General features: G+C 50.4%; 1 protein-coding gene. It reads left to right on the forward strand.

Annotated elements, in window-relative coordinates; translation table 11 throughout:
* Positions 1 to 266: 266 nt before the first annotated feature.
* Positions 267 to 15,137 (forward strand): non-ribosomal peptide synthetase, encoded by a 14,871-nt coding sequence (locus H7T88_RS02840; protein WP_260510682.1) that lies wholly within the window; start codon positions 267 to 269, stop codon positions 15,135 to 15,137.
* The last annotated feature ends 92 nt before the right edge of the window (positions 15,138 to 15,229 follow it).

The raw sequence follows: 15,229 nt of genomic DNA on the forward strand, positions 1-15,229 counted from the left end.
TGGGAGGAGCCTCCCTTGTCCACCTCTAATTCCAATTCCGAATCCAAGGTTAAATGCAAGGTCCGTTTTCGGGCATCTGTGTTCACAGTAAACATATTGAAGCAAGGGAGTCAGTAACAGATACACCTTTTGCGTAAACGATGTCTCTATTTTTTTCAAGCAGGGTAGTCGTTCGAGATCGTTACCAGGCAGAAGATTGCCATATGCAATCAATTGGATAAGCAGAGCGGTGATTTGGCATAAGCCATAGCTATTGTTATCACATTTTGAAAAGGCGGGGAGCATTGCTGCGGCATAGGCTCTGCCGGATTGCTTTTACCGATGAAGAGAGGGGAACGATCCAGGTGGCTTTTGAAAAAGAAACGTTGTTTTGGAACGAAAAACTCGGTAGTGATGATGATATTCTGACGCGGTTACCTTACAGCAAAACGCAAAGCCCTTTAAGACCCATGATGACAACCGTTAGTGGTTCGCTTTCAGAGAAAGCGTCGCAACGTGTCCTACAAATGAGTAAGGGGACTCCGCTGGCGACGTTTATGATTATGCTTGCGGGTGTGCAGTCACTTTTATATAAATATACAGGCGCTTCCGACATTTTGGTTGGTATGCCGATTGTACCGAAAAAGACGGAACAGCGACGCTCCATTAATCATACCGTCATATTAAAAAACTCGTTTGCGGCGGGTGTGACTTTTAAAACACTTCTGAATGAATTGAGGACTTCCTTACCGGAAGTGATTCAGCATCAACATATTCCGTTCTCGAAAATGACGGAGAAGCTGGACTTGCAATATGAGGACGGGAAGCCAATCATCCATACACTAGTATCTCTAAAGGAGCTACACACGGATGAAATCACACCATATGTGGTCACGGATTGTTCTTTTGAGTTCAGCATAACCGGCGGGACCATACAGTTAGCTCTTTTATACAACGAGCATTTATATGATTCTGAATTCATGACTCGGGTTGTTGGTCATCTCAACAGCCTGTTAACTGTGGGTCTCCACGAGCTGGAACTGGACATCGTGAAGATTGATATGTTGTCTGAAGAAGAGAAAATTAAATTGCTCCAAAGCTTTAACGATACCAAGCAGGACTATGCCCGGGATTGGACAATCCATCAACTCATAGAAGAACAGGTACAGCGGGTGCCAGAAGCGACGGCAGTTGTTTTTGAGAATCAGCAACTTTCATACGCGGAGTTGAATGAACGAGCTAACCGGCTGGCGAGAACGCTACGATCCGTCGGCGTGTTACCCAATCAATTGGTCGGCTTGATGGTAAGGAGATCGCTAGAGACGGTTGTTGGTATTTTGGCGGTTCTAAAAGCTGGCGGTGCTTACGTGCCCATTGATCCCGAATACCCCGAAGAACGAATCCGTTACATTCTGGATGACTCTAACGCGCAGTTACTGCTGACTCAAAGGGAACTGATGCACCAAGTACCTTTCAAAGGGACTGTTCTTGCACTGGATGACGAGAACTCCTATGACAACGATGGGGCGGATCTGGAGCTCGCTAGTGGTCCGAATGACCTCGCTTATGTCATCTATACGTCAGGTACGACAGGCAAACCCAAAGGAGTCATGCTGGAGCATCGGGGTTTGGTAAGCTTGAAATTGATGTTTGCAGACAGGCTTGGTATTACGGAGCGAGACCGAATTGTTCAATTCGCCAGCCTGTCATTCGATGCATCCTGCTGGGAAATGTTCAAAGCGCTCTACTTTGGTGCGACTTTGTACATTCCTACAGCCGAAACGATTCTCGACACTCGTTTGTTCGAGCGTTATATGAATGAGCATGCAATTACAGCGACCATTTTGCCGCCAACGTATAGCGCTTATTTGCACCCGGATCAACTCCCTAGTTTAACGAAACTCGTAACGGGAGGCTCGGCAGTATCAGCCGAATTCGTGCAACAGTGGAAAACGAAGGTTCACTATTTCAATGCTTATGGTCCTACTGAAGCGTCCATTGTTACGACACTTTGGGATGCGAATGAGGAGCAACCGGAACACAGAGTGATTCCGATCGGGCGGCCACTGGCGAATCACCAGATTTTTATTCTGGATGCCCACCTGCAACTTGTACCTCCAGGAGTGGACGGCGAGTTGTGCGTGGCAGGTGTGGGACTTGCGAGAGGTTATCTGAACCAACCGGAGCTAACGGCAGAGAAGTTCGTGGAACATCCGTTTGCACCGGGAGAACGCCTTTACCGGACGGGAGATCTGGCCCGCTGGCTTCCAGACGGGAATATGGAGTATTTGGGACGGATCGACCATCAGGTGAAAATCCGTGGATTCCGAATCGAGATTGGGGAGATTGAAGAGCAACTTCTGAAGATTGACTCTGTGCAGGAGACAATCGTAATAGCGAGGGAAGGTAAAAGCGGCCAAGAACTGTGTGCTTACCTGGTCGCGAGCCACCCACTTACACTAGGTGAGCTGAGAAGCACGCTGGCACAAAACTTGCCGAATTACATGATTCCGGCCCATTTTGTTCAGCTTCCAAGGATGCCCCTTACGCCGAACGACAAAATTGACCGCAAGGCTTTGCCTGCCCCAGAAGGAAATGCACTGATTGGAGGCGAGTACGTAGCTCCCCGAAATGAAGTGGAGCGGACTCTTGCTGATGTATGGCAGGCCGTATTGAACGCTGATCGCGTTGGGGTAACGGATCACTTCTTTGAGCTTGGTGGAGACTCGATTAAGTCCATTCAAGTATCTTCGCGTCTTCATCAAGCCGGGTACAAGCTGGAAATCCGGGATTTGTTCAAATATCCGACGATCTCACAGCTCAGTCTGCATGTGAAACCGATTGGACGTACCATCGATCAAGGAGAAGTTACGGGTGAAACAGTACTGACGCCGATCCAGCAATGGTTTTTCGAGAGCTCCTTTGTGGATTCCCATCATTTCAATCAGTCGGTGATGCTGTACCGAAAGGACCGATTCGACGAAGAAACGGTAGGACATGTACTGCAAAAGCTGGCCGAACATCATGACGCTTTGCGAATGGTATTCCGTAAGACGGAACAAGGGTTTAGCGCCCGGAACCGAGCAATTCAGGAAGGCGGGTTGTTCACTCTGGATGTGTTCGACTTCAAGGATGAGCAACACACCGGGCAGGTTGTGGAAGCGAAGGCAACGGACATTCAAGCAGGTATTGATCTGGAGAATGGGCCTCTTATGAAAGCAGGACTGTTTCAGTGTGCGGATGGGGATCATCTGTTACTGACGGTTCACCATGCCGTGGTGGACGGTGTATCTTGGCGTATTTTGATGGAGGATTTCGCACTGGGTTACGAGCAAGCAGTCAAAAACGAGGACATTCGTTTCCCGGCGAAAACGGATGCGTACCGCACTTGGTCAGAACAACTGGCCGCTTACGCACAAAGTGCGGAGCTTGCGAAGGAGCGAGCCTACTGGCAGGACGTGGAGCTAATTGAGGTTCCGGCCATACCGAAGGATATGGAGACGGATATGACGACACAACAAGACAGCGAATCACTATTCGTCCGTTTAACTCCCGAAGAAACAGAGCTGTTACTGAAGCGGGTTCATCGAGCTTATAACACTGAAATGAATGATATTTTAATTACGGCGCTCGGCATAGCCATTCGCAATTGGACAGGACACGAACGTGTGCGGATCAATCTCGAAGGACATGGACGTGAATCCATCGGAACTGATATCGACATTAATCGCACAGTTGGCTGGTTTACGACCAAATTCCCAGTGGTCCTGGAGCCGGAAAGCGATCGGGATTTGGCCTACCAGATTAAACAGGTCAAGGAACGTTTGCGCCGCATTCCTAACAAAGGTCTTGGCTATGGCGTATGCCGTTATCTCTCCAAGTCGGAGGATAGCTTGGTTTGGGGCGCAGAGCCGGAAATTAATTTTAATTACCTCGGTCAGTTCGACGATGATGTCAATCAAGATGAGATCGGCATATCAGCTTATTCCAGTGGTAGCCCGGCTAGTGATCGGCAGGCCCGCAGCTTTGTGCTGGATATTAACGGCATGGTGCTGGACGGAGCTTTATCGCTTGATCTTAGCTACAGTCGAAAGCAGTATCGGAAGGAAACAATGGAATTTTTTGCTCAAGGACTTGAGCAAAGTCTCCGAGAGCTCATAGCGCACTGTGTAGGGAAAGAACATACCGAACTGACACCAAGCGACGTACAATTTAAAGGTTTGACCATTACAGCATTGGAGCAAATCGCTCAGCGTTCCGGTCATCTCGGGGAAATCGAAAATATTTACTCGCTTACGCCGATGCAAAAGGGTATGTGGTTCCACAGCGCGCTTGATCAGCAAACAGCCGCTTACTTCGAGCAGACGCGATTTACGATGCGGGGAGCACTCAATGTCCAGCTTTTCGAGAAAAGCTGGATGGAGCTTGCGAAACGACATCTGGTGTTACGGGCGAATTTTGTGAAAGGTCCGACAGGGGAGCCGTTGCAAATTGTGTACCGTGATAAACCAGTTGGCTTCGAATATGAAGAGTTGCTTCATTTGAAAATGGATGAAAAACAGAAACAGGCCTATCTGGACAAAAAGGCTGAGGATGACAAACTTCGCGGCTTCGACATGGAACATGATGCACTTGTTCGCTTTACGATCCTCCGTACTGAAGAGCAAAGCTACCATGTATTGTGGAGTTTCCAGCATATTTTAATGGATGGTTGGTGTCTGTCTCAGCTGACACAGGAGCTGTTTGAGGTGTATTCTGCTTTGATCTCTGGTGAGCAACCGGTGGTAGATAAAGGAGCAGATTACGGTACTTATATCGAATGGTTGGAGAAGCAGGACGAAAAGGTAGCATCCGATTATTGGACGGCATTCTTGGCAGGTTATGAGGGGCAAACGGTACTCCCCGGGCAAAAGGAATCAGCGCCGCATAACAGATTTAAAGCCGATCACGTCACAGCTCTGCTGGGCAAGGATTTAAGTGAACGGATGGATCAGGTAGCGAAACAGCACCTGGTTACGGTAAATACACTTTTGCAGGCTACATGGGGTGTAATGTTGCAAAAATATAACGGAACCCACGATGCCGTATTTGGTAGCGTTGTAGCCGGAAGACCGGTGGAGATTCCAGGCGTTGAGTCCATGATCGGTCTGTTTATCAATACAGTTCCGGTTCGTGTCACGAGTGAAGCCGACACCGTATTTGCCAACCTGATGGTGAAGCTTCAGGAGCGAGCGCTGGAGTCCGGGAGTTATGATTACTATCCGCTGTATGAGATTCAAGCCCTCAGCTTGCAAAAGCAGAACCTGATCAACCATATCATCGCTTTCGAGAATTATCCTGTAGATGAACAGATGGAGCAAGCGGGCGACCAGAACCATGGGGAACTGACGATCGCAGACGTTCAGATGGAGGAGCAGACGAACTATAACTTCAACGTGACCGTATCACCAGGAGCCGAGATCGAAATCAGGTTCGATTTTAATGCTGAAGTGTTCGACAAAGATAGTATCGAGCGACTGAAGGGGCATCTCGTACATCTGCTGGAGCAGGTGACGGCTAATCCGAAAATTGCGGTGGGTGAGTTGGAACTTGTGACGGAGGCAGAAAAGACGGACCTACTCGAACGTTTTAACGATACCACCACAGCGTTTCCTCGCGATAAGACGCTCATTCAATTGTTCCAGGAACAAGCGGGGCGCATCCCAGATGCAACTGCTGTCACCTTGAATGGACACGAGATGACCTACCGCGCTCTGAATGAACGTGTCAACCGCCTTGCCCGTACCTTGTGTAGTCACGGGATAACCCGAGGGAGACTAGTCGCTATTATGGCTGAGCGTTCCATTGAAATGGTGGTGGGTATGCTGGCGGCACACAAAGCCGGGGCGGGTTACGTACCAATTGATCCAGAATATCCAGAGGAGCGTATCCGTTTTCTGATCGAGGATTCGGGAGCTCAGGTCATGCTGACCCAGAGCCACTTGCGTGAACGTCTGACGGATTCGGACTCCGTGATCTTATTGGATGATGAATTTTTCTATCACGAGGACAGCACTGATCTACATCCAGGCACAGAAGCGACAGATCTGGCATGCATCATCTATACGTCAGGCACGACGGGCAAGCCGAAAGGAAACCTTGTTTCACATCGTAACATCGTGCGTATCGTGCGAAATACGAATTATATCGACATCACGGAGCACGATCATGTCCTCCAGCTTTCGAGTTATTCGTTTGACGGAGCGATCTTCGATATTTTTGGTGCTTTAACCAACGGAGCAAGGTTAGTACTGGTTCCTCGTGAGACTGTGCTGGAGATTGGTCAGTTAGCGGATCTCATTCAGCGTGAGCACATCTCGGTGATGCTGATAACGACGGCGTTTTTCAACGTGCTTATAGATGTGAACATCGACTGCTTGCGAGATGTCCGGGCAATATTGTTCGGAGGAGAGCGAGTGTCGGTTGGCCATGTGCGTAAAGCGCTCGCCCATATCGGACCAGGAAAACTTAACCACCTGTATGGCCCATCGGAAAGCACAGTGTATACCACATACCTTCCGGTCGACTTCATTGATGACGCAGCCGTTACCGTTCCTATAGGAAGACCCATCAGTAATACAACGGTGTATATCGTCGACAGCCGGAACCAACTTCTACCGATCGGTGTGGCTGGCGAATTATGCGTTGGTGGAGAAGGCTTGGTACAGGGCTATAATAACCGGCCTGAGCTGACGGCAGAGAAATTCGTGGAACATCCTTTTGAACCGGGAGCACGCATGTACCGAACGGGGGATTTAGCGAAATGGTTGCCGGACGGTACGATTGAATACGTTGGACGGACGGATGACCAAGTGAAGATTCGTGGCTTCCGGATTGAACTCGGCGAGATTGAAGCTCAGCTTCAGAAAGTGGAGGGCATTCGGAAAACAACGGTATTTGCCAGAGAGAGTGCTTCCGGCGAAAAGCAACTTTGTGCGTATTATGAAGCAGACGTTGAGCTTCCAGCGGCTGAGGTGAAGAGTGTACTTTCCCAGGAGCTACCGGCCTATATGATTCCGTCGTACTTGATCCAGCTAGAGCAACTCCCGCTGACAACGAACGGCAAGGTTGACCGCAGGTCTCTCCCGGCGCCAGAGGAGAGCTTGCAGGTTGGAGAAGAGGGGACTCTACCACGGACCCCACTCGAAGCCAGTCTGGCTGATATTTGGAAAAGTGTACTCGGACTCGCGCACATTAGCGTTCATGATAATTTCTTCGACCTTGGCGGCCATTCACTTCGGGCGACAACACTCGTAAGTAAGGTGCACCAGGAGTTGAACGTTGAATTGCCTCTGCGGGACGTATTTCGCTATTCGACAATTGAAGAGATGGCCCTAGCCATATCCCGGATCGGAGAGCAGATGTTCTCGTCGATTCCGTTGGCAGACAGAAGAGCATATTATCCACTTTCATCAGCTCAGAAGCGGTTGTATATCCTGAATCAGCTGGAAGGAGCAGATCAGAGCTACAACATGCCTGGTGTGTTACTGGTGGAAGGAACAATCGATCGGAGTCTGCTGGAAAAGGCTTTCCGCGGACTGATTGCACGGCACGAAACGCTGCGAACCGGCTTCGAGATCGTGCAAGGCGAAGCAGTACAGCGCATTTATGAGAGTGCCCACTTTGCTGTGGAGTACTGCCATGCGAACGAGGAAGAAGCGCCAGACGTTGTACAGGCCTTCATCCAGCCTTTCGACTTGGCGAAGCCTCCACTGCTGCGAGCGAAACTCGTAGAGCTGGCGACCGAACGTTATTTACTGATGTTTGACATGCACCATATTATCTCTGACGGGGTTTCGATGGACGTATTCGTCGATGAACTCGTCCGTCTATACAGCGACGAGACATTAGAGCCTTTACGCATTCAATACAAGGACTATGCGGTATGGCAACAGTCAGACGAGCAAAAGGAGCAGTCGAAACGGGAAGAAAGCTATTGGTTGGAACGTTACCAAGGCGATTTGCCAGTGCTGGAGATGCCGACCGACTACCCGCGTCCTGCCGTGCAAAGTTTTGAAGGACAGACGTTAACATCTTTCGTCGATGAGAAGACGAACGAATGTTTGAAGCAACTGGCCGCTCAAAGAGGAACGACGCTATATATGGTGTTACTTGCGGCATATACCGTGCTATTGCATAAATACACAGGTCAAGACGATTTGATCGTCGGAACTTCAATTGCGGGCAGAACACATGTAGACACGCAGCCTTTAATCGGAATGTTCGTTAATACGCTGGCGCTTCGCAATTATCCGACTTCGGACAAGACCTTCCTTTCGTATTTGGAAGAAGTGAAAGAAACGACTTTAGGAGCTTACGAGCATCAAAGCTACCCGTTTGAAGAGCTTGTCGACAAAGTGCAAGTCACTCGTGATCTGAGCCGCAACCCGCTCTTTGATACGATGTTCTCCCTGCAAAACTTGGAGGAAAAAAAGGTAGAACTGAAAGGACTGAAGTTATCACCGTACTCTAGTGACTACGGCTCAGCCAAGTTCGACTTGAGTGTGGATGTTACAGAAGAAGACGGCGTGTTGGAGTGCAACTTTGAATTCTCAACGGCTCTTTACAAAGAAAGCACGATTCGAAGGTTGCAGGCTCATTTCGGACATTTGCTTGCGACGATCGTAAGCCGTCCGGATGCGAAGATTGCTGAGCTACACCTGTTGACTATAGCGGAAAAGGAAGAATTGATCAGCGCATTTAACCCGGCGCAACCCGAAGCAGAAACGGCTCCCGCAGCTGCGTTCCACCGTCTGTTCGAGGAGCAGGCACAGCGCGTGCCTGAATCGGAGGCCGTCGTTTACGAAAACGACCGCCTAACGTATGCGGAGCTGAACGAGCGGGCAAACCGTTTGGCGGCCACACTGCGTGCAAGTGGCATTGGCCGTGAATCCATCGTCGGCATTCTCGCCGAACGTTCGGTGGATTTGCTGGTAGCCGTGCTGGCTGTCTGGAAAGCAGGCGGCGCGTATGTACCGCTCGACCCGGATTACCCGGCAGATCGCGTTCGGTTCATGCTGGAAGACAGTGGAGCAAAGGTACTACTCACCCAGAAACCACTTCAAGAACGTGCCGAAGCTTGGCTCGTTGAAGAGGAACTGGCTTTGTCGGCAGTGCTGTACCTCGACGACGAAGCATCCTACAGCGAGGAGCAGGCCAATGCCCCGATGAGTTCTGATATGAATGATTTCCACGAAGCCCGTCCAGAGGATCTGGCCTACGTGATCTATACGTCGGGAACGACAGGACAGCCCAAAGGCGTCATGATTGAGCACCGCAGCCTGGTGAATACGGCGGCAGGATACCGACGGGAATACCGATTAGATCAGTTCCCGGTACGGCTGTTGCAGCTAGCCAGTTTCTCGTTTGACGTGTTTGTGGGCGATATTGCACGCACGCTATATAACGGAGGCACGATGGTCATTGTGCCGAAGGACGACCGGATTGATCCGTCGCGTCTGCACCACTGGATCGAGCAAGAGCGGGTGACCCTTTTTGAATCGACGCCAGCGTTAATTGTGCCATTTATGGAATATGTGCATGAAAATCAGCTGGATATGAGTCAGATGGAGTTGCTCATCACTAGTTCGGACAGCTGCAGCGTGGCCGATTATCGAACCTTGCAGGAACGTTTTGGCTCGCAATTCCGAATCATCAACGCTTACGGCGTGACTGAGGCGGCGATTGACTCCAGTTTCTACGACGAGCCACTGGAAATGCTGCCCGAGACAGGGCATGTGCCTATCGGAAAAGCGTGGTTGAATGCGAGGTTTTACATTGTGGATGCACACCTGAATCCGGTGCCTGTAGGGGTGCTGGGCGAACTGGTTATCGGCGGAGTTGGGGTCTCGCGCGGATATTTGAACCGTCCAGCATTAACAGAGGAGAAGTTCGTAGACAGTCCGTTTGCCGCAGGTGAGCGGTTGTATCGTACAGGAGACTTGGCGAGGTGGATGGAAGACGGCAACGTGGATTTCATCGGTCGAATGGACAACCAGGCTAAAATTCGGGGCTACCGGATTGAAACAGGTGAGGTCGAAGCGAAGCTGTTGCGTGTGGAAGGTGTCCGCGAAGCAGTCGTTCTGGTTCGAACTGATGGAGAAGGACAGAAGATGTTATGCGCGTATTACACAACGAATACGGGAACGGATCTGGCAATGAACGTTCTGCGAGGTGCACTGGCACAAGAGTTGCCGGGATACATGATTCCATCGTACTTCGTGGAAATGGACTGTCTGCCTCTGACGCCGAACGGAAAGATCGATCGGAAGGCGTTGCCAGCGCCGGAAGGGGAGGCAGGAAGCGGAACGGAGTATGTCGCACCACGCAATGAGCTAGAAAGAAAATTGGCCTCGATATGGCAGGAGGTGCTGGGGCTTACGAAGGAGATCGGCGTGTACGAGAACTTCTTCGACATCGGCGGTCACTCCCTACGGGCAACGACACTGGTCAGCAAGATTCATAAAGAGTTGAACGTGGATCTGCCACTGCGAGAGGTGTTTCGTCATTCTATGATCGAGAACATGGCGGTTGCCATTTCCCGGCTAGATGAGCAGAAATTCGTTGCTATTCCGCTGGCGGAGAGACGTGAGGTGTACCCACAATCTTTTGCTCAAAAACGTCTCTTTATTTTGAATCAACTAGAAGGTGCGGAGCTTAGTTACAACATGCCGGAAGCCATGGTGCTAGAGGGGGCTTTGGATCGTGCAAGGTTCGAAGACGCATTCCGTAAGCTCGTGGATAGACATGAAATGTTGCGCACCGGTTTCGAGATGGTGGATGGCGAAGCAGCGCAACGGATTTACCAAGACTTGAATTTGGCCGTGGAGTTCTATTCAGCAGATGAGCAAGAGGTCGAAGAGATCGTTCATCGTTTTGTCCGTCCGTTTGACTTGGCGAAACCTCCGTTACTGAGAGTAGGCCTTGTCCAGCTTGCTCCGGAACGCCATATTCTAATGTACGATATGCATCATATTATTTCCGACGGTGTATCGATGGAGATCTTTGTTGAAGAATTCGTCCGCTTATATGGGGGAGAACAACTGGAGCCTTTACGCATTCAGTACAAAGATTATTCCGTTTGGCTACATTCACAGGAGCAGAAGGAACGGCTTCAGCATCAGGAAACGTACTGGCTGGACATGTTCCAAGGAGAACTTCCGGTGCTGGAAATGCCAACCGATTATCCGCGTCCTGCTGTGCAGAGCTACGATGGTCACACACTGGAGTTTTTCTTAGAAGCTTCGAAAACCGATGCCCTGAAACAGTTGGCTTCAGAAACGGGCACGACACTGTTCATGGTGTTGCTTGCTGCTTATAACGTGCTTCTGCACAAATATTCAGGTCAGGAAGATGTAGTTGTTGGTACGCCAATTGCCGGAAGGAACCATGGAGATGTGCAACCGTTAATCGGGATTTTCTTGAATACACTGGCGATTCGCAGTTATCCGTCTTCGGAGAAGACATTCCTGTCATACCTGAACGAGATTAAAGAAACGACCCTTCATGCTTTCGAGCATCAAAACTATCCGTTCGAAGAATTGGTGGACAAGGTGCAAGTCACCCGTGATTTAAGTCGTAATCCCCTTTTTGACACGTTGTTTACGATGCAGAATACGGAGAACGAGGAATTCGAGTTGGAAGGGCTCCGCTTGACTTCTTATCCGAGCGCAATGGATACCGCCAAGTTTGATATTAGCTTGGATGTAGGTGAGGAGAACGGCGGCTTGGATTACAGCTTCGAATATGCGACGGCTCTTTATAAAAGGGAAACCATCGAACAGCTGGCCAAACATTATGAGCAGTTGCTTGTCACGATTGTAAGCCGTCCGGATGCGAAGATTGCTGAGCTGAGCTTTTTAACGGCTGAGGAAAAAGAAATGCTCAGCGCATTTAACCCGGTGCAGCTGGAAGTGGAAGTTGCTCCTGCGGTTGCGTTCCACCGTCTGTTTGAGGAACAGGCGCAACACGCGCCTGAATCGGAGGCTGTTGTGTACGAAAACGAACGGCTAACGTATACGGAACTGAATGAACGGGCGAACCGTTTGGCCGCTACACTGCGTGCAAGTAGCATCGGCCGGAAATCCATCGTCGGCATTCTTGCCGAACGTTCAGTGGATTTGCTGGTAGCTGTGCTGGCCGTCTGGAAAGCAGGCGGCGCGTATGTACCGCTCGATCCGGATTACCCGGCAGACCGCGTGAGGTTCATGCTCGAAGACAGTGGAGCGAAGGTGCTACTCACGCAAACGCCACTGCGAGAGCGTGCTGAAGCTTGGCTCACAGCAGAGGAACTGGCGTTGGCGGAAGTGTTGTATCTCGATGACGAAGCATCCTACAGCGAGGAGCGGGCCAATGCGCCGCTGAGTTCTGGCATGGATGATTTCCACGAAGCCCGTTCAGAGGATCTGGCCTACGTGATCTATACGTCGGGAACAACAGGACAGCCCAAAGGCGTCATGGTTGAGCACCGCAGTCTGGTGAATACGGCGGCAGGATACCGACGGGAATATCGATTAGATCAGTTCCCGGTGCGGCTATTGCAGCTTGCCAGCTTCTCGTTTGACGTATTTGTGGGTGATATTGCACGCACGCTGTATAACGGAGGCGCAATGATCATTGTGCCGAAGGACGACCGGATCGATCCATCGCGTCTGCACCACTGGATCGAGCAGGAGCAAGTGACCATTTTTGAATCGACGCCAGCGCTGATTGTGCCGTTTATGGAATATGTGCATGAAAATCAGCTGGATATGAGTCAGATGGAACTGCTCATTACAAGTTCAGACAGCTGCAGCGTAGGAGACTATCGAACCTTGCAGGAACGTTTTGGCTCGAAATTCCGAATCATCAACGCCTACGGTGTAACGGAAGCAGCGATCGACTCCAGTTTCTATGATGAGCCACTGGGAATGCTTCCCGAGGCAGGGCATGTGCCTATCGGCAAAGCGTGGTTAAATGCGAAGTTTTACATTGTGGATGCACATTTAAATCCCGTGCCTGTCGGGGTGCTGGGCGAGTTGGTTATTGGCGGAGTTGGGGTCTCACGCGGATACTTGAACCGTCCAGAGCTGACAGAAGAGAAGTTCGTAGACAGCCCGTTCTCAGCAGGTGAGCGTTTGTATCGCACGGGAGACCTGGCGAGATGGACAAAAGACGGCAACGTGGACTTTATCGGTCGGATGGACAACCAGGCAAAAATCCGGGGGTATCGGATCGAAACGGGCGAGATCGAGTCACAACTCTTGCGGGTGGAAAATGTACGCGAAGCCGTGGTGCTGGTTCGAAATGACGCAAACGGGCAGAAAGTGCTATGTGCATATTACACACCGGATACAGGAACGAATCTGGCAGTAAACGATCTGCGTGGAGCGCTGGCACAGGAGTTGCCAGGGTATATGATCCCATCGTACTTCGTGAAGATGGAGCATCTGCCTCTGACGCCAAACGGAAAAATTGACCGGAAGGCGTTGCCAGCCCCGGAAGGGGAGGCAGGAAGCGGAGCGGAGTATGTCGCACCGCGCAATGAACTGGAAATGAAATTGGCCTCGATTTGGCAAGAGGTGCTGGGGCTAACGAAGGAGATCGGCGTGTATGAGAACTTCTTTGACATTGGTGGTCACTCTCTACGGGCAACGTCATTGGCAGGCAAGGTATTTAAGAAATTAAATGTCAATCTGCCGCTGCGCGACGTATTCCGTCACTCGACCATTGCAGCGATGGCCGAGGTAGTCGCCCGGATGGAGCGACGGGAGCATGACGCCATTCCTCAAGCGGATGTGAGAGAATACTACCCTCTCTCCTCTGCGCAGAAGCGATTGTTCATTCAGCACACGCTGGACGGAGCAGACCAGCTTTATAACATGCCGGAACTGGTGCAGTTGGAAGGTGAGTTTGATTTAGAGCGTTTTGAAGATGCCATGCGTAAATTGATAACTCGCCATGAATCACTACGTACCGGTTTTGAAGTTGTGAAGGGTGAAGCGGTTCAGCGCATTTACCAGCAGGTTGATTTTGCTATCGAACACCATCAAGCAGATCCAGAGGATGTGACTCAAATGGAGCAGACCATTCGCGGCTTCGTTCGCCCGTTTGACCTTGGCAAGCCGCCACTTCTGCGCGCCGGAGTCATAGAACTGGAGCGGGACCTGCATATTCTCCTGTTCGATATGCATCATATTGTGTCCGACGGCGTATCGATGGCAATTGTGATGGATGAGTTCTCAAGTTTATATGCCGGTGAAGAACTGCCTCCACTACGGATTCAATACAAAGATTATGCTGTTTGGCAACACTCTAAGGATTACCAAGACCGGATCGGGCGGCAGGAAGCGTACTGGCTGAAAGCCTTTGAAGGCGAGCTCCCAAGGGCCGACTTACCGATGGACTATGAACGGTCTGCGATTCGCGATTACGAAGGCATGCATCTGGATTTCGACGTTGATGCTTCTCTCTCTGAGCGATTGCGTCAATTGGCAGCCCAGCAAGAAAGCACGCTGTACATGGTGCTACTAGCGGCGTATACCTTGTTGCTCTCCAAGTACAGCGGACAAGAGGATATCATCGTGGGTACCCCGGTGGCGGGAAGAACGAATGTCGATTTGGAGCCAGTTATCGGGATGTTTGTTAATACGTTGGCGCTCCGCAATCGTCCTTCAGGCGACAAAACGTTTTTGTCCTACCTTGAAGAAGTGAAGGAGACAGCTTTGGGTGCTTTTGAGAACCAGGATTATCCGTTCGAAGAGCTTGTGGAGCGTTTGAATGTGAAGCGGGAACCAGGGCGCTTCCCGTTATTCGATGCTGTTTTCGACTTGCAAAATATCGAAGAACACGACGTCGAACTGGAAGGGGTCAACCTGAAAAATGTTGAACTCGACCAGTTGGAAGAAGCCAAGTTTGATCTAACCCTGTTTATGTATGAAAACAACGGCTCGCTGAGCGGGGGATTCTTCTATGCCACGAAGCTGTTCAAAGAGACGATGATTCGTACCTTGTCCGAGGATTACCTGCGGGTGCTGTCTCAAATCGTGGAAAATCCACACCTTGAGCTAAACCGCATTGAATGCCATAAACCGGAGACAGACGGAAAGAATGCGGTGGATACAATCGAATTCGCGTTTTAACTCTACAGACGTACCTTTGATGTCTAGCGAAATCTGCACGCATACCAAGTAAGATGACGAACAACATGCAAGCCCATAGATGCACAGATCCG

The sequence above is a fragment of the Paenibacillus cucumis (ex Kampfer et al. 2016) genome (genome assembly GCF_019748695.1).
GTDB classification, from domain to species: domain Bacteria; phylum Bacillota; class Bacilli; order Paenibacillales; family Paenibacillaceae; genus Paenibacillus; species Paenibacillus polysaccharolyticus.